At 39.8% G+C, this 18,042-nt stretch carries 20 protein-coding genes and 1 riboswitch; of the genes, 8 read left to right on the top strand and 12 right to left on the bottom strand.

The features are described from left to right. Positions 1-15: 15 nt before the first annotated feature. From kdsB to SULBA_RS06985, 6 genes are read right to left on the bottom strand one after another with little or no spacing between them, the layout of a single operon-like run. The gene (gene kdsB, locus SULBA_RS07010) at positions 16-720 is read right to left on the bottom strand and encodes a 3-deoxy-manno-octulosonate cytidylyltransferase (RefSeq protein WP_014769582.1); all 705 of its coding nucleotides are present in this window, start codon (positions 718-720) and stop codon (positions 16-18) included. Further along, a complete protein-coding gene (gene thrC, locus SULBA_RS07005) occupies positions 717-2,204 on the bottom strand; it encodes a threonine synthase (RefSeq protein ID WP_041671824.1) in 1,488 nt (495 codons plus the stop codon). Before thrC ends, kdsB begins: the two co-directional genes overlap by 4 nt. A gap of 7 nt (positions 2,205-2,211) precedes the next feature. Next, positions 2,212-3,063, bottom strand: a complete 852-nt coding sequence (gene argB / locus SULBA_RS07000) for an acetylglutamate kinase (RefSeq protein ID WP_014769580.1) — start codon at positions 3,061-3,063, stop codon at positions 2,212-2,214. A gap of 35 nt (positions 3,064-3,098) precedes the next feature. Beyond that, positions 3,099-4,037 carry a tetraacyldisaccharide 4'-kinase gene (locus SULBA_RS06995; protein WP_041671823.1) on the bottom strand — a complete coding sequence of 313 codons (939 nt, stop codon included), beginning with the start codon at positions 4,035-4,037 and terminating at the stop codon, positions 3,099-3,101. Beyond that, positions 4,030-5,163 (bottom strand): DegT/DnrJ/EryC1/StrS family aminotransferase, encoded by a 1,134-nt coding sequence (locus SULBA_RS06990; RefSeq protein ID WP_014769578.1) that lies wholly within the window; start codon positions 5,161-5,163, stop codon positions 4,030-4,032. The genes SULBA_RS06995 and SULBA_RS06990 overlap by 8 nt, the downstream gene beginning before the upstream one ends. A 9-nt stretch (positions 5,164-5,172) precedes the next feature. Continuing rightward, on the bottom strand, positions 5,173-5,940 hold the full coding sequence (locus SULBA_RS06985) for an NAD+ synthase (RefSeq protein WP_014769577.1): 768 nt from the start codon (positions 5,938-5,940) through the stop codon (positions 5,173-5,175). 139 nt (positions 5,941-6,079) lie between these two features. On the opposite strand from SULBA_RS06985, the gene SULBA_RS06980 reads away from it, so the two are divergent. Then, positions 6,080-6,673: an MBL fold metallo-hydrolase gene (locus SULBA_RS06980; RefSeq protein WP_014769576.1), complete on the top strand. Its 594-nt coding sequence runs from the start codon at positions 6,080-6,082 to the stop codon at positions 6,671-6,673. Here SULBA_RS06980 and SULBA_RS06975 read toward each other — a convergent pair. The 3 genes from SULBA_RS06975 to SULBA_RS06965 are packed head-to-tail and all read right to left on the bottom strand — an operon-like array spanning position 6,668 to position 8,395. Continuing rightward, a complete protein-coding gene (locus SULBA_RS06975) occupies positions 6,668-7,210 on the bottom strand; it encodes a thioesterase (RefSeq protein ID WP_014769575.1) in 543 nt (180 codons plus the stop codon). The genes SULBA_RS06980 and SULBA_RS06975 overlap by 6 nt on opposite strands. A gap of 47 nt (positions 7,211-7,257) precedes the next feature. After that, positions 7,258-8,157 carry a tRNA 5-methoxyuridine(34)/uridine 5-oxyacetic acid(34) synthase CmoB gene (cmoB, locus tag SULBA_RS06970; RefSeq protein ID WP_014769574.1) on the bottom strand — a complete coding sequence of 300 codons (900 nt, stop codon included), beginning with the start codon at positions 8,155-8,157 and terminating at the stop codon, positions 7,258-7,260. A gap of 7 nt (positions 8,158-8,164) precedes the next feature. Further along, complete coding sequence (locus SULBA_RS06965; RefSeq protein WP_014769573.1) at positions 8,165-8,395, bottom strand: hypothetical protein; 231 nt, start codon at positions 8,393-8,395, stop codon at positions 8,165-8,167. Positions 8,396-8,440: 45 nt separating this feature from the next. Here SULBA_RS06965 and SULBA_RS06960 point away from each other — a divergent pair, with 45 nt between their 5' ends. Beyond that, complete coding sequence (locus SULBA_RS06960) at positions 8,441-9,733, top strand: M20/M25/M40 family metallo-hydrolase (RefSeq protein ID WP_014769572.1); 1,293 nt, start codon at positions 8,441-8,443, stop codon at positions 9,731-9,733. Positions 9,734-9,736: 3 nt separating this feature from the next. Next, on the top strand, positions 9,737-10,300 hold the full coding sequence (locus tag SULBA_RS06955; RefSeq protein ID WP_014769571.1) for a thioredoxin family protein: 564 nt from the start codon (positions 9,737-9,739) through the stop codon (positions 10,298-10,300). Here the strand turns inward: SULBA_RS06955 and nth are convergent, their stop codons facing one another. Further along, positions 10,301-10,942 carry an endonuclease III gene (gene nth / locus SULBA_RS06950; protein ID WP_014769570.1) on the bottom strand — a complete coding sequence of 214 codons (642 nt, stop codon included), beginning with the start codon at positions 10,940-10,942 and terminating at the stop codon, positions 10,301-10,303. It abuts the gene before it with no gap. 83 nt (positions 10,943-11,025) lie between these two features. Between nth and SULBA_RS06945 the strand changes: the two genes are divergently transcribed. Genes SULBA_RS06945 through mog form a run of 5 tightly spaced genes read left to right on the top strand, consistent with a single transcriptional unit; the run spans position 11,026 to position 15,711 of the window. Beyond that, positions 11,026-11,838, top strand: a complete 813-nt coding sequence (locus SULBA_RS06945) for a peptidylprolyl isomerase (protein WP_014769569.1) — start codon at positions 11,026-11,028, stop codon at positions 11,836-11,838. A 29-nt stretch (positions 11,839-11,867) separates the two neighbouring features. Further along, a complete protein-coding gene (fbaA, locus tag SULBA_RS06940; RefSeq protein WP_014769568.1) occupies positions 11,868-12,944 on the top strand; it encodes a class II fructose-bisphosphate aldolase in 1,077 nt (358 codons plus the stop codon). Between the two features lie 5 nt (positions 12,945-12,949). Beyond that, the gene (locus SULBA_RS06935; protein WP_342503273.1) at positions 12,950-13,870 is read left to right on the top strand and encodes a 1-aminocyclopropane-1-carboxylate deaminase/D-cysteine desulfhydrase; all 921 of its coding nucleotides are present in this window, start codon (positions 12,950-12,952) and stop codon (positions 13,868-13,870) included. Positions 13,871-13,880: 10 nt separating this feature from the next. After that, positions 13,881-15,173, top strand: a complete 1,293-nt coding sequence (gene hisD, locus SULBA_RS06930; RefSeq protein WP_014769566.1) for a histidinol dehydrogenase — start codon at positions 13,881-13,883, stop codon at positions 15,171-15,173. 10 nt (positions 15,174-15,183) lie between these two features. Further along, positions 15,184-15,711, top strand: coding sequence for a molybdopterin adenylyltransferase (gene mog / locus SULBA_RS06925; protein WP_014769565.1), 528 nt, complete (start codon positions 15,184-15,186; stop codon positions 15,709-15,711). A 20-nt stretch (positions 15,712-15,731) separates the two neighbouring features. On the opposite strand, the gene SULBA_RS06920 is transcribed toward mog, so the two are convergent. Together SULBA_RS06920 and SULBA_RS06915 are read right to left on the bottom strand one after the other, a co-directional pair. After that, a complete protein-coding gene (locus tag SULBA_RS06920) occupies positions 15,732-16,781 on the bottom strand; it encodes a TRAP transporter substrate-binding protein (RefSeq protein ID WP_014769564.1) in 1,050 nt (349 codons plus the stop codon). Positions 16,782-16,824: 43 nt separating this feature from the next. Then, positions 16,825-16,932: riboswitch (TPP riboswitch) on the bottom strand. A 33-nt stretch (positions 16,933-16,965) separates the two neighbouring features. Continuing rightward, entirely contained in the window at positions 16,966-18,030 is a 1,065-nt protein-coding gene (locus SULBA_RS06915) for a TRAP transporter substrate-binding protein (protein WP_014769563.1), read from the bottom strand. Positions 18,031-18,042 lie beyond the last annotated feature (12 nt).

Genomic DNA, 18,042 nt, shown 5'->3' with positions numbered 1-18,042 from the left:
AGCTCTCTTTTTGGTTTATTTAAAAAAAGCAAGGGCTCGCTCTAAATCTTCTTTGGTGTCAATGCCAAAACTTTGACTTTCCACTTCCACCATAGCAATGTTATAGCCATGATAAAGCGCACGCAACTGCTCTAGCTTTTCGATATGTTCCATAGGTGCGTAGGGAAGGGCACAAAAGGTCTCAAGCGCACTTTTGCGAAACGCATAAATGCCTAAATGCCCAAAATAGCCCTCAAAGCCACCTTCTCTATCATACGGAATAACACTTCTGGAAAAGTAGATAGCATTGCCATTGGCATCTAAGATGACTTTGACAAGATTGGGATCTTTTACATGGCTAAGATCAATCTTCTTGCACGCACTCGTAATTAGCGCTTCAGTACTTTTAGCTTTTTCAATCACTTTTTGCACGACATTCTCTTCAATAAACGGCTCATCGGCTTGCACGTTGATAATGATTTCATCCTTATGAAGCCCTAGTTTTGAAGCGGCTTCATTGATTCTGTCTGTTCCACTTTGGTGTTCTTGGGAGGTTAAAATGGCTTTAAAACCATACTTTTGTGCCAAAGTGACCACTTCGTGAGTATCGGCGGCGATAGCAACATCGTCAAGATTTTGCACACGCTTTGCTGTGGCTATCACCATAGGAAAACCGTGAATGTCTGCTAGGATTTTATTCGCAAAGCGTGTGGAAGCAAGGCGTGCTGGGATGATAATCATGGCTTAACCTTGTTTAAAAAGTCAAAAATTTCTGCTTCAATCTTCTCTTTTTTAACCACGCTATCGTGAATAATGGCTTCATTAAATAAGGCACGAATGCACTCAGGAATCTTTACATGTAAAGCGTTGCTGATACCTTCAAGTGCTTCTTTATCGCTGTATGTGACACTGTCTTCTTTGATAGCATTCAACATCGTTGGCGCAAATTTTGTCCACTCAGCTGTTGAGCATAGAACACACGGAAGTGGTTTTATTTTAAGCTCTTTGTAGGCTTTAAGACACGTTGCCGTATGCGGGTCCATAATGTAGCCTTTGTTGGCATAGTGCTTAATTTGCTCTTTGCCAAAGGTATCATCGCAATAAACCGCCTCAAAATCGTCTTGTATGCACGCTAATTCTTTTTGTGTGAGTGTATAGAGTTTATCTTCTTTCAGTGCTTCCATCAGCTCTTTCGTACGTTCTGCTCCAAATTTGTCAAACAAAACACGTTCTACGTTGGAGGAAATGAGAATATCCATCGCAGGAGAGGTGGTCTGTAAAAGTGTTCGGCTTCGCAAGTCATAAACACCTGTGCTAATCAGATCGGTTAAAATATTGTTGATGTTAGAAGCAATCAAAATTTTCTGAATGGGTAAGCCCATCTTTTTCGCATAATACGCCCCTAAGGCATTTCCAAAATTGCCACTAGGAATAATGGTGTAAAAAGGTTTTCCAAGCGCAACCTTGCCTTGTTTAAGAAGGGCGACATAGGCATAGATATGGTAGATAATTTGAAAAATAATACGTCCAAAATTGACCGAGTTTGCTGCACTGAGTTTAATATCTTTAGCACTGAGTGCTTCTTTGAAACTAGGCGATGCAAGCAGGTTTTTGAGCGCATTTTGGGCATCATCAAAATTGCCATGAATACCGATAATTTTAAGGTTTGGACTCTTTTGTGTGGTCATCTGTAAGCGTTGAACATCACTGGTTCCCCCATCGGGATAAAGGCAAACCACTTTGATGTTTGGCTTATTGGCAAAGGTATCCAGCGTTGCAGGTCCCGTGTCACCGCTGGTTGCCGCCAAAATGAGATACTGCTCACCTAGCTTTTGTGCAAGGTGTGAAAGAATATACCCAAACGGTTGTAAGGCCATATCTTTAAAAGCACGTGTAGGACCGTGGTAGAGTTCATTGACAAAAAGGTCGTCTTCGATTTGAACCAAAGGTGTTGGCTCAGTAGCATCATCAAATGCATCATACAAGGCAACCGCTTTTTGCATGACCTCTTCTTCAATGTCAATGTTGAAGAGTCTTAAAATATCCAGCGTAATCTCTTTATAGCTTTTCTTGGAAGCTTTTTCTAAAAAGTCAGTATCAATGTTAGGTAAGTTCTCAGGTACATAAAGTCCACCAAAGCTAGCACTAGGATTTAAAATAGCATAGGAGAAGGGGACTTTTTGTGATTTTTTTCCATCGTTTCCACGGGTTTCAATAAACATCATGCTTTCCTTATTCTTTAATAATGGTGCCAATACCATTTTTGGTAAAAAGCTCTAGTAAAATGGAGTGTTGAACTCTTCCATCAATGATGTGTGCACATTCAACGCCACCTCGAATAGTTTCTAGGCAAGCGTCCAGTTTTGGAATCATACCCCCACTAATCGTGCCATCTTTTTTGAGGGCTTTGATTTTGGCTTTATCAAGGCTGGAGATAAGATTACCCTCTTTGTCCAATACACCAGGTGTGTCTGTTAGAAAAATAATTTTTTTCGCTTGCAAGGCAACGGCTATCTTACTCGCAGCCAAATCAGCATTGATGTTATAACCTGGGTGGTCTATATCATCACCTGCGGCTATAGGGGCAATGACAGGAATGAATTTTTCACGAATCAAATGCTTAAGTACTTTTTTGTCCACTTTGGTGATTTCACCCACAAGCCCATACTTACCATCGTCCATAGGGCGAGCACGCATAAAATTAGCATCTTTCCCTGTAATACCAATCGCTTTTGCACCATGATGATTCAATAAAGTTGTGATTTCTTTGTTAATGCTTCCGCTTAAAACCATCTCAACTACTTCCATTACGTGTTCATCCGTGACACGTAAGCCATCGATAAAATTGCTCTTAACTTCAAGCTTATCGAGTAAAGCATTGATCTTCTTTCCTCCACCATGCACAATAACAGGTTTAATACCTACAAGGTAGAGCAAAACAATATCTTTTGCAAATTGCTCTTTAAGTTCTGGGTTGATTTGTGCGGCTCCGCCGTATTTGATCACAATGGTTTTTTTGCTGAATTGCTTAATGTACGGCAATGCGTCCATTAAAATTTGTGCTTGTTGAATTTTGTGTTGCACGTAGTATCCTTTAGGATATGATGGGAGGTTTTATTTTAGCTTATATGAGCTAAAAGAGTGTTGATATTTGCTCGTGTGTGCTCTGAAATTTCAATTTCAAGGTTTAAAAGAGAAAGAGGAACACAAAAATGTGACATTTTAACAGCATCTTTTTGTGTGGTTAAAATAGAGCTTGCACGATGGGTTTCCAAAAGATTTATAAGCTCTTCTTCGGTGTACATGTAATGATCTTCAAAAGTGACTTTTCCAATAATATTATTGGGTAAATAGGCATCCAATCGGCTTGGTTTTGAAATGGCAGTCACCAAAAGCATGCGAGATGTTGGATTGAACACTTCAACATGGCGTGTAAAATCTTCATCTTCTACAATGACTAAATCAGCTCGTTTATATAAAAAATGAGGCTCCCTGTAAGGCCCACTTGGTAGACAAAACATGTTTTTAGGCTCTGGGTTGGGGCGCATTAAAATATCTATTTTTGCAATACTGCTTTTTGAAAAACCATCATCTAAAAAAATGAGTTTAACACCATTTTTTTTAGCAAAACGAATGGCTTCTATACGGTCTTCACTCACGATAACAGTCGCATGAGGTAGGGATTTGGCATAGAGCATAGCTTCATCACCACTCGCCATAACATCACACAAGACTTGCCCACGTTGTGAAACTAAAATGAGTCCTTTGGACTTACGCCCATAGCCTCGAAGAATAATACCTATGTCCGTATACTCTTTTGCTAAAGCAATACTAAAGGGTGTTTTTCCATTGCCTCCAACGGTCAAATTTCCAATACTGATAATAGGAATACCAAAAGATTTTTGTTCTTTTTCACCTTTATAGCGTTTCCATAAGACAACACCACAATAAATCAGGCTTAGGGGCAAGAGAAGGTATGAAAGGAACGTTTGAAAGAAAGATGTTGGGTAGAAGAGATAATCTTCTACCCATAATATATACTTTGAACGTTTAAACACGACTTTTAGCAATTTCTTTGATTTGTTCACAAATATAAAGGACATCTTTATCACTGAGACTACAATAAATGGGTAGTGATAAGATTTGTTGGTAATTACTTAATGCTTTTGGAAAATCATTAACTCTTAAGTTATATTTTTGTTTGTAATAACTCAAAAGATGCATGGGAATATAGTGCAGTGCGGTATAAATACCACGTTCTTTAAGCTCTTTAGCAAAGTTATCTCTGTTTTTATCAATTTTGATAATGTATTGTGAGTAAATATGGTCTCTTTTTTTAATAGGTGTTGAAACATGTGGGCATGAAGCCAGTTCTCTGTTGTAGATATCTGCAATTTCTAATCGTCTCTCGATAAATTGCTCATTTTTTTCAAGTTGCCCAATAGCAAAAGCGGCATTGAGTTCATTGAGGTCATATTTTAAGCCAATATCAACCACGTCATAGACATAGCCTAAGTTACCAAATTTATCCCAACCCTCTCCCACAATAGCATGATTACGAAGTAATCGTGCACGGCTTGCAAGTTCTGGATCTTTTGTGGTTAACATACCTGTACTGGAGATAGAGTGATTGACTTGTGGATTAAAGCGAAAAACCGTAATATCTGCCTCAAGTGAACCTACCTTCTTGTTTTTGTATGTTGCCCCAAGAGCAGCAGTTGCATCTTCAACAATTTTAATATCATATTTTTTTGCCAATGCGTAAATCGCATCCAAATCTGCTGTTTGTCCTGCAACATGGCTAATAAAAACACCTTTAAGTTTTTTGGCTGTGTTGTTTTTGAGCATACTCTCTAATTGCTCAACATCAATATTAAAATCATCTTTGTCAATGTCAACAAAAATAGGCTCCGCATCAAAATGTCGAATAACCTCCGCTACGGAAGGAAATGCATTGACTGAACAGATGATTTTATCCCCTCGTTTAAGATCAAGTGCACACATGGCAAGATGCATGGCGGCGGTCCCATTTACGGTTGAAATGGCATCACCACATGGAATATACTTCATAAAATCCTGTTCTAGTGTAACAACTTTATTTGCTTTTTCTAAGTCTAAGACTTCATTAATGAGTGTTCGCTCTCTTTGGTCAACTAATGGTTTATAAAATGGTATTTCTCGCATAAGATTCCTTTATTTTATGTCTATAACGGGTGCTATAAGGGGCAGTTTACCCTTGAAGCTATTTTTTTCTATACGTTCAAAAATCATCTCCACAAGGGATGATTCAAATCCTGAAGCGACAAGTGCTGCTTTTGTTTTATGCTCTTTCATATGAGCCATAAGTACTGTATCAATTTGGGCATAACTAAAACCAAATTCCTCTTCATCTTTTTGGTTTTCCCATAAATCTGCCGAGGGAGCTTTGGTTAAAATAGATGAAGGAACACCTAGATGTGCAGCAAATTCAAAAATTTCTGTCTTAAACAGTTCACCAATAGGATTAATGGCGCAGGCTAAATCACCAAAAATGGTTCCATAGCCTAATAAAATTTCACTTTTATTGCTTGTACCAAGTACCAAAGCATTTTCTCGTGCTGAAATATCGTACAAAACTGCCATACGCATGCGGGCACAAAAATTACCAATACGTAGTTTTGAAGCCTCTTTTTTATCCTGAAAATAAGTATCGCTTAAGGCACCAATTGAGATTTTTTCAACAGGGATTGAAAATTTTTCACACAGCTCAGTTGCATGTTCCAAACTTGCTTTACTAGAGGTTGAAGAGGGAAGCATTACGCCTAAAAAATTCTCATTAAATGCTTTCTTAGCAAGGATAGCTACAACAGCAGAATCCACACCACCGCTAATTCCTAAAATAACTTTTGCGAATCCAGCTTTTTTAACCTCATCTTGTAAGAATGAGATTAGATACTTCTCAAGAGAGGCATATGTTTTCACTGTAACAACCTTTTAGAGTGATTTCAATTTTCAATCATTATACAAAACTTACAATTAATGCATTCTTTTAAGGTTTGTCAATTCAAGGTTGAATGTGATAAAATCACTCCTAATTTTATATTATGACAGAGAGTTGACAATGGATATTAAAAGTAAAGCATGTGGTGCTTATGGTACAAACTGTTATATCGTCAAAATAAATGACAAAGAAATCATTATTGATCCAGGGGTAAATGCTACCGCATGGGTGTTGGGCGAAGTTGAAAATCCTGTGGCAATTTTAAATACACACGGTCATTTTGATCATGTCTGGAGCAATCATGAGCTTGCTGAGAAGTTAAACATACCTATTTATGCTCCTGAGGGTGATTGTTTTATGCTTGAGAATGATCCTTTTTTGCAAGGAACACCATCAAGCCATGCGGATGTGTGTGTAAGGGGCGATGAAACATTTGCAATTGAGGGAATAAATGTTGCATTTATGCATTTTCCAGGTCATACGCCTGGATGCAGTGTCATTTTGATAGAAAACGCACTCTTTAGTGGGGATTTTATTTTCAAAAATTCGATTGGAAGGTATGATTTTCCATACAGTGATGCGGAACAAATGCGTATTAGTTTGGAAAAGTTTTTAACCCTTGAAGGCAATTGGGAGATTTATCCAGGGCATGGATCTCCTACAACGCTTCAACATGAGCAAAAAAATGTACCGCATTGGCTTGCGGTTTTATGAGAGCTCTTTGGAGTTAATGGTGGCTTGCAATTCATCTATTTTTGTTTGAAGGATATGGTGTTCAAGAATAACCGCTTGAAAGATGCCTTCAAACACTTTAATCTCATTAATCATTCCAATCACTTTAATTTCTCGTTTACGCGCCTCTTCAAATCTTCCTTTGGCTTCAAATGTAATTAAATCACCTACTTTTGCAGGTGCAAAAAATTTACTTCGACACCCAATAATAACTAAATTTTCTTCATTGACTGCTGAGATAGCAGCATATTCAGCCGAAGCAAAAATAAAACCGCTGTGAATGAGTCCAAATTCATCAACTACCATTTCATTTGTGGTTTGCAACATAACTTTGGCACTATTTTTTTTAAGTTCTACAAGGTTCCCCGCAAAAGTACTTTTAATTTTTCCATGAGTTTTGAGTTCATCATTTAAAAAAGTTGTATCGTTTAAAAGCTCTTCTGTACTTTCTGCCTCATCCTCAAAAGAGGGAGTATTTTCAAGTGCCTCTTGAGCCAAACTCATTTTATTTTTTGCCATCTAGCATCCTTGCTGGGTTTATTCTGTTTGCTCGCAAATCGTCTCTTTTATCGTTTTGCTTTAATGTAAACGCGTTTAGGGGCAGGAAACCCCTCTATGGTGAGTTCTGGGTTGGAGGCATCTAAAAAGTTTTCTAAACTCTCCCCATAAATCCACTCTGTTTTTCGTTGTTCATTCGCATCGGTTTTTTTGATTTCTAAAACTTCTATCTCTCTAAATTTTGCACGTTCTAGCCAATTGATAAGGGCTGGAATGGTTGGTACAAAGTAAACATTAGGAATTTTAGAGTAGGTTTTTGATGGGCACAGTGCCACGGGGGTATCGCCATCAATCATAAAGGTATCTAAGATAAGCTCTCCTTCAGGATTGAGCCCTTGATAGAGTGCTTTTAGGGTTGCAATAGGGTCACTTCGATGATAGAGCACACCTAAGCAAAAGAGGGTATCAAACTTATGTTCATACAGAGGTAAGTGCTCCACCCCTAACATTTCATAGACAATATCGCTTTGAATCAAATGGTTGATAAAATCAAACTGAGTTTTATACAAAGCAGAAGGATCAAATCCTACAAGCTTTTTAGGGTTTTGTTTCAGCATACGAAAAAGATAATAGCCATTATTACAGCCAATATCGCCAACCACTTTTCCTTCCAAATTAAAATACGGTTCTAAGAGGTTGTATTTGATGAAACTCTGCCACTCTGTGTCAATAAAGGTGCCAAAGAGCTCAAAAGGACCTTTCCTCCACGGACGAAGCGCTAAGGCACAGTTATGAATTATCTCTCTTTCCCATTCGTTTACATGTAAAGAATGAATACTGATACAATTTTCAAGCGTTATGGTGATATTTTTTGGGGAAGGCAGTGTTTGCAGCGCCTCACGCATCGGTGCAATATCTTTCCATTGAAGCCAGTTTAAGCGTTCTTGTCGAAGGGTGTTTAAAGGCATTTACAGGCTACTCAAAAAGGCTTTTACTGGTTTCAACACTCTTATTGACCCCTTTTTTGACGCCATCGGTGACCGTTTTGTATTCAAGAAGATTTTCATCACACTCTTTATGATAGATGCCCATGCTATCGTAGTATTCTTTACATCCGTTGTAATAACGATGCGATACACCTCGGTCGTTAAAATAGAGGCAACCTTGTAAGAGAAGGGCAGTTAAAAGGATTAATATTGTTTTCATGGTAGCTATAATAGCATTTCAATGATTAAATTTTCAAGGGTTGTTATGGAGCAGATTTTAGAGCATTTTAGAGCTATTACGGCAATTCCTCGGTGTAGTTTTCATACTACGCAAATGAGGGAGTACATTGAGGCATTTGCATTAACGTGTGGATTTGAAGTGCAAGAAGATGAAGTTGGAAATGTTTTGTGTCAAAAAGGAGTGCCCCATATTTGCTTACAATCTCATTATGATATGGTCTGTATCGGCGAGGTTGAACGTATTGAAATTGTTGAGGAACACGGACTTTTAAAAGCTAAAAACTCAACACTGGGTGCAGATAATGGCATGGGCATGGCAATCATGTTTTGGGCAATGCAACATCATGATAATTTAGAATGTTTGTTTACGGCAGATGAAGAGGTAGGGCTTATTGGAGCCATGCAGTTTACCATGCCTTTAAAAGCTGCGTATTTGCTTAATCTTGATGCCGAAGAAGCGGGAGAAATTTACATTGGGTGTGCAGGAGGTGTGGATGTCATCGCTTCTATGAAACTAAATTTTTCACCCCTTGAAAAAGAGCATTTAATCTATGAAATTTCTGCATTTGATTTTATGGGTGGACATTCGGGCGTGGATATTGATAAAAAAATACCCTCAGCCATTAAAGCATTAGGCTATGAGCTTTTAGCGCATGAAGATTTGTATCTGATTGCACTAGAGGGTGGACAGAGGCGCAATGCCATTGCAAAGAGTGCATGGGCAATTGTGGCAACAAAAACTCCTTTACATGTAAAGGATTCACGCTTACATGTAAAGAGCGTAGAAAAGCACACGTACACAACGTATATAGAACAATCTACATGCATTATAAAAACATTGGGTGCGTTTGCACAGGGTGTTCGAGAGTGGGATAGAGCGCTTGATATTCCCTCTATCAGTATCAATTTAGGAGTACTTTCTCAAGAGAGAAATACCCTGCGTTTGGATTGTGCTTTGCGTGCCATGGATGATGAAAATTTGGCTATACTTGCCAACGAAACTCAAGCATTTTTTCATGCTTTAGGATTTGAAGTAGCTCAAGAGGGATGGCATGGCGCTTGGAAGCCTGAGGTTAGTCTGTTTGCTAAAAAAGTTCAAGAAAGCATGAAAGATTTTTATCCTTATGCGCCTTTTAAAGCGATTCATGCAGGATTGGAGTGTGGGGAGCTTATTGCCCATCAGAAAAAAAAGATTGAAGCGGTTTCTATAGGTCCTACTATTCGTTACCCTCATTCGCTAAGAGAAGAGTGTGACATAGCGTCGGTTTACCAGACTGCACAGGTGGTTGAAGCGTTGATTAATACATTGAAGGAATAAATTATGGCGTTAATACATTCTCTTTCATTACCTTTGGGTAAAACATTAGAGCATTTTGAATTAGAAGATCCTACAAGAAAGCGTTATTCCAGTAGAGAACTTTATGGTAAAGGCGGTTTTTTAATTGCGATTATGTGTAACCATTGTCCGTATGCTAATGCGATTTGGAAGCGCTTAAATGCTGTGGCTGAATTTGCGAAAAAATTAGACATTACTACTGTTGCAATTAATCCCAATATTCATCCCAATTATCCTGAAGATTCTCCTGCGCATATGTTGGATAAAATTGAAAAGCTAGGTATCGAATATCCTTATTTAATTGATGAAGCACAAACCGTTTCTAAAAGTTTAGGTGCAGTGTGTACGCCTGATTTGTTTTTATTTGATGCTGAAGAAAAACTCTATTATCATGGCAGATTGGATGATAATTGGAGAGATGAGCGTAGCGTTAAAGAAGAAGAGTTACGAGAAGCGATAACGCTTTTATTTAGTAAACAAGAAGCGCCTAAAATCCAACACCCCTCACAAGGATGTTCTATCAAATGGATCGATACGGTAACGGGGTAATTAAACTTTAAAGCTTTGGGTCGTTTTACAATAAGCTTGTAAAAAACAATTTTCACATAAGGGATGGATGGCTTTGCAGGTGTATCTGCCAAAAAGCACCATCGCTTGATGAAGCGTGGCTAAGTCATCTTTGAAAAGTTTGGTCAAATCTTCTTCTGTTTTAATGGCAGTTTTTGCACTACTCAGTCCTAGGCGATGTGCCACACGAAAAACATGCGTATCAACCGCCATAAGATTGGCATTGGTGTATTCTATCATGACCACATGGGCTGTTTTTTGCCCAACACCAGCAAGTCCCATTAATTTTTCCTCATCCAAAGGGATTTCACCCTCATAGTGTTCGACGACCTTTTGTGCCATTTTGAGAAGATTGAGCGCTTTATTGTTAAAAAAAGAACAAGAATTGATAAACGATTTAATCTCATCAAGATTGGCATTGGCTAGCGCATGAGCATTGGGGTAGCGCTCAAAAAGAGCAGGGGTGATGAGGTTAACACGTTTATCGGTACATTGCGCTGAGAGCATGACACAGACGAGTAATTCGTATAAATTTTTATAGTTAAGTTCTGTCACTGCTTTGGGATAATGCTCTAAAAAGAGTGCTTTAATAGCTTTGATTTCTGCTTTGCTTGCCTTTTTCATTTTTACCTTTGCTTCGTTTAGAAAAAATTATACCGATAATCCTTTTAGATACAATTCAAAAATTATTTCAACAAAGGATTTGAGTGAAAAAAGTTATTTTAAGTGGTATTGCATCTGCGGTACTTGGAATGAGTTTAAATGCAGCAGTTTACGCAACTGTTAATGGTGAAGATGTAACCGATCAAGATATTGCTGTGCTTATGAGAGCAATGCAAGGTGCAAAGTTTGAAGAACTTCCCTCTGATGCAAAACAAAAGATTGTTGAACAAGCAGTTGAGCGCAAACTTTTAACCAAAGAAGCCCTCAAAAGCGGCGTTGAAAAAGATAAAGAGTATACCGATGCGCTTAAGCGTATTAAAGAGGATCTTTCTTTAGAACTTTGGATGAAAAAAATCTATAACAATGTTAAAGTAGATGCCAAAGAAGTGAAAGATTATTATGACAAAAATGCGGATAAATTTATGCAACCAGCAACGGTTAAAGCACGTCATATTTTAGTGAAAAGCGAAGAAGAAGCCAAAGCTGCAATTAAAGAGCTTAGTGGTTTAAGTGGTCAAAAACTCAATGACAAATTTGTTGAATTAGCAACCACAAAATCAACAGGACCTAGCGGTCAAGGTGGTGGTGATTTAGGTTGGTTTGCTGCTAATCAAATGGTAAAACCTTTTGCAGATGCAGCGTTTGCACTTAAAAAAGGTGAGTACACAACAACACCTGTTCAAACTCAATTTGGCTACCATGTTATTTTAGTTGAAGATACCAAAGCAGCTGAAAAAGCGTCGTTTGAGATGGTGAAACCTCAAATTGAAAATGGTTTAAAAATGGAAAAATTCCGTGTTGAAGTTGCTGATAAAGCTCAAAAACTACGTCAAGGTGCGAAAGTAACACTTAAGTAATTTAAGACCAAAGTAAAGGGCGTTTTTTTATGGTAAATGCAAAAATTTTTGATTGTATCCAAGCAGGTGTTGTGACAGGGGATGATGTAGCAAAACTATTTGCTATTGCTAAAGCAAATCATTACGCACTTCCTGCGGTGAATGTTGTGGGCACGAACTCCATCAATGCGGTGTTAGAAGCAGCAAAAGTGGCTAACTCTCCTGTGATTGTTCAGTTTTCCAATGGAGGCGCTGAGTTTTACGCAGGTAAAGGGGTTGGTGGGCTTCAAGCAGGTATTTTGGGCGCTATCAGTGGGGCATTGCATGTCCATACTGTAGCAGAGGCTTATGGAGTGGCTGTCATTTTGCATACAGACCACGCCGCACGTAAACTCCTACCATGGATTGATGGTCTCTTAGATGCCAGTGAAGCGCATTTTGCAAAAACAGGCAAACCTCTTTTTAGTTCACATATGCTTGATCTCTCGGAAGAGCCTTTGGTGGAGAATGTTCAAACGTGTGTTGCCTACCTTAAGAGAATGAGTAAAATGGGAATGACCTTAGAGATAGAACTTGGATGCACAGGCGGCGAAGAAGACGGTGTGGACAATTCACACATGGATAATTCTGCTTTGTACACGCAACCTCAAGATGTTGCGTATGCGTATGAAGAGCTCATGAAAGTGAGTCCAAATTTTACCATTGCTGCTTCTTTTGGCAATGTGCATGGGGTTTATAAACCAGGGAACGTGCATTTAACACCAAAAATTTTAGATAATTCTCAAAAATACATTGAGGAAAAATTTAAAACAGAAGCAAAACCTGTCAATTTTGTTTTTCATGGTGGAAGTGGCAGTGAACTCGCTGATATTCGTGAAGCGGTGGGTTATGGTGTCATTAAAATGAACATTGACACCGATACACAGTGGGCATTTTGGGAAGGAACAAAGGGGTATATTGAAAAATATGCTGCATACCTTCAAGGACAAATTGGTAACCCAGAGGGTGAAGATAAGCCTAATAAAAAATACTATGACCCACGCAAATGGCTTCGTCCTGGTGAAGAAGCAGTGAAAAATCGCTTGCTTCAAGCCTTTGAAGACCTTAATTGTATGAATCGTAACTAATCTTTTTGAAAGCCTCGTTTGAGGCTTTCTTTACGTTACATGTAAACATGTTTTCTCCTTCCATTTTTGAATCACACTTTTTTCATAACCGTACCTTCTACCTCAAACGTGATGACCTTTTGCATCCTGATTTTTCAGGCAATAAAGCACGAAAGTTTCACTATTTTTTAACGCATGATTTCCCTCATATTAAACGCATTGTAAGCTCAGGCTCCAACCAATCCAATGCTATGTATTCGCTCTCCGTTTTAGCTCGTCTCAAAAATTGGGAATTTTTCTATGTGTGCGACCATATCCCTTCGTTTTTAAAAGAGAATCCCATAGGCAACTATCAAGCGGCTTTGGAGAATGGTATGAGGGTGATTGAGTCACATGCTCGTGAAGATACCGTGCTTGAATATCTCGATGAGCACAGTTTACATGTAAGTGAAGGGGGACGGCAAAGAGAGGCGGAAGAAGGTATGCAACGCTTAGCCGAGGAACTCAAAGCCGATGTCTATCAAGCAGGACTCAAAGAGCCTTACCTTTTTTTACCCTCGGGTACTGGAACCACCGCACTTTTTTTGCAAAAGCATTTGCCTTTTCCCATCTTTACATGTAACACCGTTGGCAATAGTGCTTATTTACAACAGCAGTGGGAAATGGTTGAGCCTTCTTTGCGTTGTTATCCTAGAATTTTGGAAGGTTCCAAGAAGTACCATTATGGAAAATTATACATAGAATTGTATGTATTATGGGAAAAATTAAAGACAGAAATGGGTGTGGAGTTTGATTTGGTCTATGACCCCGTGGGATGGAGTGTTTTTTTAGAGCATTTACCCACACTTCAAGGAGACCCCATTTACCTCCACCAAGGCGGTCTTTTGGGTAATATCTCGATGGAAGAACGCTATAAGCGAAAAAAAACTATAATGAAGACCTTATAAAGGAGAAATTATGCTACTTTTAAAAACAAATGAAGAAAATTTTAAAGCCCAATTTGATGAACTTTTACGTCGAGGGCATATGGATATGGACAATGTCTCTAAAATCGTGAGTGGTATTATTGCGGAGATTAAAATAGAAGGTAATGAGGCTTTAAAACGCCATATTGAAAAATTTGATAAATGGCATGTTGAAAATGACGCTTCACTAGAAGTCTCCACGGATGCTATGAAAAAAGCCTACGATGCGCTTGATGCAAAACTAAGAGAAGCACTGGAACTTGCGTATAAACGCATTTATGCTTACCATGAAAAACTCATGCCAAAATCATGGCTTGATTTTGAAGACAATGGCACGGTTTTGGGGCAAAAAGTCACCCCCGTGGACAGAGCTGGGCTTTACATTCCTGGTGGCAAAGCGGCGTACCCAAGCTCACTTTTGATGAATGCCATTCCCGCTATTGTGGCAGGTGTGAAAGAGATTGTCGTTTGTACTCCAGCCCCTCATAATGAGCTTAATCCTTTGCTACTGGCTGCGATGCACTTGTGTGGCATCCAAAAGGCGTATAAGGTAGGCGGTGCGAGTGCTATTGCAGCGATGGCGTATGGCACTGGGAGCATTCCTAAAGTGGATGTCATCACAGGTCCTGGCAATATTTTTGTTGCGACGGCTAAGAAACTCGTTTTTGGTGAAGTGAACATCGACATGATAGCAGGGCCTAGTGAGATTGGTGTGCTAGCAGATGCGAGTGCGAACCCTCACCATTTGGCGATTGATTTGCTCTCTCAAGCCGAACACGATGAAATGGCAAGTTCTATTCTTATCACACCTTCTTTGGAAATCGCCGAAAAAACACGTGACGAGGTGTATGCGTGGCTTGAAACATTAGAGCGTAAAGCGATTGCCGAGGTTTCGATTAAAGAGCGTGGGGCGATTATTGTGACGTCTAGCATGGACGAAGCGGTGGATTTGATGAACCAAATCGCACCTGAGCACTTAGAAGTGGTGACATCGCACCCGTTTGATTTACTGCCTCGTATTCGCCATGCAGGGGCTATTTTTATGGGGGCTTACACGCCTGAGCCCATCGGTGATTACATCGCAGGGCCCAATCATACGCTTCCAACGGGAGGAACAGCGAAGTTTTACTCACCTTTGGGTGTTGAAAACTTTTTAAAACGTTCTTCCATCATCAGCATGAGCAAACAAGGACTGGATGAAATCGGTGAAGCGTGTGCGCTTTTGGCACATACTGAAGGACTGGGTGCGCATGAGGCGAGTGTAAGAGTGCGTTTAAAAAAATAGGAGCGTTTGGATGAAAGCAAAAATAGGTATTTTAACCGTTTCAGATCGTGCGAGTGCAGGTGTGTATGAAGACCTTTCTGGAAAAGCGATTATGGACGTTTTAGGTGAATATTTAAGTTGTGAGTGGGAACGTGTGTATGAGGTGATTCCTGATGAGCAGAGTCTTATTGAAGAAGCGCTCAAAGATATGGCAGATGTTCAAGAGTGCTCTTTAATTGTCACCACAGGTGGCACAGGTCCGGCTCTTCGTGATGTTACTCCCGAAGCCACAGAAGCGGTGTGTGAGAAGATGATGCCTGGCTTTGGTGAACTCATGCGTCAAGTAAGCCTAAAGTATGTTCCAACGGCAATTCTTTCACGCCAAGTAGCGGGCATTAGAGGTAAAAGCCTTATCATCAATTTGCCTGGAAAACCCAAATCCATTCGTGAGTGCTTGGACGCTGTTTTCCCCGCCGTGCCTTATTGTATTGACCTCATTGGCGGAGCGTATTTAACGTGTCATGAAGAGGTCATCAAACCCTTTCGCCCTAAAGCGTAGAATCCTTACATGTAAGGATTCTATTTGGCTATTTCGCTCAAATAATCCACTTCACCCATCATACTCCAAGGGCGAATCTTAGCGATATAAGAGCGTTGGGATTCTAAAATCTCTTTGTAAAGTGCATCTTTGTTGGCTTGTTCTTCCTCGACCTCGTGTGCTGCTTTTTTGAGTGCGTTCATAACTTCTTTTGGAAAATGGTTGATTTTGATGTGTGGGTACTCGTGTTGCATCTTTGCCCATGTTTTTGCGTTGGCATCATTAGACTCATCAAGAAGCTCTCGTGCGGTGATTTTGATGGCACTCTCTAAGATGCGCTTTAGATCCTGAGGCAAGGTATGAAACTTTTTTTGATTGACAAGGTATTGCCCTTCACCGCTAGGCTTACTCCAACCTGTGTAGTAATAAGGTGCAACTTTGTGAAAGCCCATCGCCATATCAAACGCAGGACTTATCCACTCAACAGCGTCCAAAAGACCTGTCTCCATTGCCATATAAAGCTCTCCTGGAGAGGTGCTAAGGGCATTGACACCAAGGCGAGCCATCACATCGCCACCTTGTCCTGAAATGCGAATTTTTAAACCTTTTAAATCCTCTAAGGATACAATCTCTTTTTTAAACCAACCGCCCATCGATATACCCACACTTCCTCCTGGGTAAGAGATAAGACCATGGGGTGCATAGACTTTTTCGCTGAGTGTTTTGCCCCCACCGTAATAATACCAAGCGTACTGTTCTGTGGTGGTCATACCAAAAGGGACGGTCATAAAAAAGACCAACTTATAGTCTTTGCCCTTGTAATACACAGGCGTTGTGTAGCCTATATCGTAAAGCCCTTCTTTGACCATATCCATAATGCCTAAGGGGGCTTTGTGCTTTTGGGGTAAATCAACTTTGATGATTAAGCGTCCTTGCGACATCTCCTCAGCAAGTTTGGCTACTTTATAAGGAGCGCTTCCTAAAATAGGAATCTGTTCACCCCAAGAAGAGGCGAGAGTAAGGGTATAGATTTTTGACTCAGCAAAAACAACGCTTGCAGATAAGCATAAGATACATAGTATGAATCGCATCATTTTCCTTTTTACATGTAAATGTGAAGGATAAATGGAAGAATAGAAAAAGAAGAAGCTTTCCTACGCTGGCATTATCCAGATCAGGTCAAGGATTTAAGAGTCATCTCTCTTATCTCAGCTGGGAAAACCAGCACTCCTAGCACAAAATGTGTTAGAGGATAGTCCTCTAACACGGGTAATATTATTTTTCGAGTTGTTTCAGGTAACCGTATTCACCCATGAGTGTCCATGGACGAACTTTTGCCAAGTACGCACGCTGAGAGTCCAAAATCTCTTTAAAGACAGGATCTTTTGCTGCTTGTTCGTCTTCAATTTCGATAGCTGCTTTTTTCAAAGCTGCCATAACATCGGATGGGAATTGTTGTACTTTAACATTAGGGTAATCTTTGGCAATGTTTGCCCATGCTTCAGCATTGGCATGGGTTGATTGTTCTATCAACTGAGCGCCTACGGCTTTAATTGCTGTTTCTAAAATCGCTCTTAAATCAGCAGGGAGTGCATCAATTTTCTTTTTGTTAGCAAGGAGTTGAATTTCGCTTGCAGGCTCTTGCCAACCTGTGTAGTAGTAATTGGCTAGCTTATGAAAGCCCATCGCAAAGTCAAACACAGGAGAAATCCACTCAACCGCATCAATCGTGTTGCGCTCTAGTGCTGTGTAAAGCTCACCTGGAGGTGTACTCATCGCATTAACACCCAGTTTCGCCATCACTTCGCCACCTTGTCCAGGGATACGGAATTTTAAGCCTTTGAGGTCTTCTAAAGATTTAATCTCTTTTTTAAACCAACCACCCATTTGCATCCCCGTTGTTCCCATAGGGTAAGAAATCAAACCGTGTTCGCCGTAAACTTTAGCCGCCAACTCTTTACCACCACCGTAGTTATACCAAGCGTATTGCTCAGAACTGAGCATACCAAAAGGAACGGTTGTAAAAAACACAAGCTTATAATCTTTACCTTTGTAGTAGTATGAAGCGGTATAAGCTAAGTCGTATTGACCTGCTTTTGCCATATCCATCACTCCAAAAGGGGATTTGTGTTTATTGGGGGAGTCAATTTTTATTTTTAAGCGTCCATTGGACATTGTCTCAACCATGTGAGCTAGTGTAGCAGGTGCTGTTCCTAAAAATGGAACTTGTTCAGCCCATGTGGTTGCAAGGCTTAGAGTGTAAACTTTCTCATTGGTTTGGGCATGTGCAAATGTACTAAAACTAAGCAATGCCATCACCAGTGTTACAATAAAACGCATTTCTTCTCCTTT

The organism is Sulfurospirillum barnesii SES-3 (assembly GCF_000265295.1).
GTDB classification, from domain to species: domain Bacteria; phylum Campylobacterota; class Campylobacteria; order Campylobacterales; family Sulfurospirillaceae; genus Sulfurospirillum; species Sulfurospirillum barnesii.
This window is presented reverse-complemented; position numbering and strand designations above follow the sequence as displayed.

Excerpts from the sequence above, each read along its gene's own strand:
- kdsB (WP_014769582.1), bottom strand. The coding sequence starts at position 720 with ATGATTATCATCCCAGCACGCCTTGCTTCCACACGCTTTGCGAATAAA.
- thrC (WP_041671824.1), bottom strand. The coding sequence starts at position 2,204 with ATGATGTTTATTGAAACCCGTGGAAACGATGGAAAAAAATCACAAAAA.
- SULBA_RS06990 (WP_014769578.1), bottom strand. The coding sequence starts at position 5,163 with ATGCGAGAAATACCATTTTATAAACCATTAGTTGACCAAAGAGAGCGA.
- SULBA_RS06980 (WP_014769576.1), top strand. The coding sequence starts at position 6,080 with ATGGATATTAAAAGTAAAGCATGTGGTGCTTATGGTACAAACTGTTAT.
- SULBA_RS06975 (WP_014769575.1), bottom strand. The coding sequence starts at position 7,210 with ATGGCAAAAAATAAAATGAGTTTGGCTCAAGAGGCACTTGAAAATACT.
- cmoB (WP_014769574.1), bottom strand. The coding sequence starts at position 8,157 with ATGCCTTTAAACACCCTTCGACAAGAACGCTTAAACTGGCTTCAATGG.
- SULBA_RS06965 (WP_014769573.1), bottom strand. The coding sequence starts at position 8,395 with ATGAAAACAATATTAATCCTTTTAACTGCCCTTCTCTTACAAGGTTGC.
- SULBA_RS06960 (WP_014769572.1), top strand. The coding sequence starts at position 8,441 with ATGGAGCAGATTTTAGAGCATTTTAGAGCTATTACGGCAATTCCTCGG.
- SULBA_RS06955 (WP_014769571.1), top strand. The coding sequence starts at position 9,737 with ATGGCGTTAATACATTCTCTTTCATTACCTTTGGGTAAAACATTAGAG.
- nth (WP_014769570.1), bottom strand. The coding sequence starts at position 10,942 with ATGAAAAAGGCAAGCAAAGCAGAAATCAAAGCTATTAAAGCACTCTTT.
- fbaA (WP_014769568.1), top strand. The coding sequence starts at position 11,868 with ATGGTAAATGCAAAAATTTTTGATTGTATCCAAGCAGGTGTTGTGACA.
- hisD (WP_014769566.1), top strand. The coding sequence starts at position 13,881 with ATGCTACTTTTAAAAACAAATGAAGAAAATTTTAAAGCCCAATTTGAT.
- mog (WP_014769565.1), top strand. The coding sequence starts at position 15,184 with ATGAAAGCAAAAATAGGTATTTTAACCGTTTCAGATCGTGCGAGTGCA.
- SULBA_RS06920 (WP_014769564.1), bottom strand. The coding sequence starts at position 16,781 with ATGCGATTCATACTATGTATCTTATGCTTATCTGCAAGCGTTGTTTTT.
- SULBA_RS06915 (WP_014769563.1), bottom strand. The coding sequence starts at position 18,030 with ATGCGTTTTATTGTAACACTGGTGATGGCATTGCTTAGTTTTAGTACA.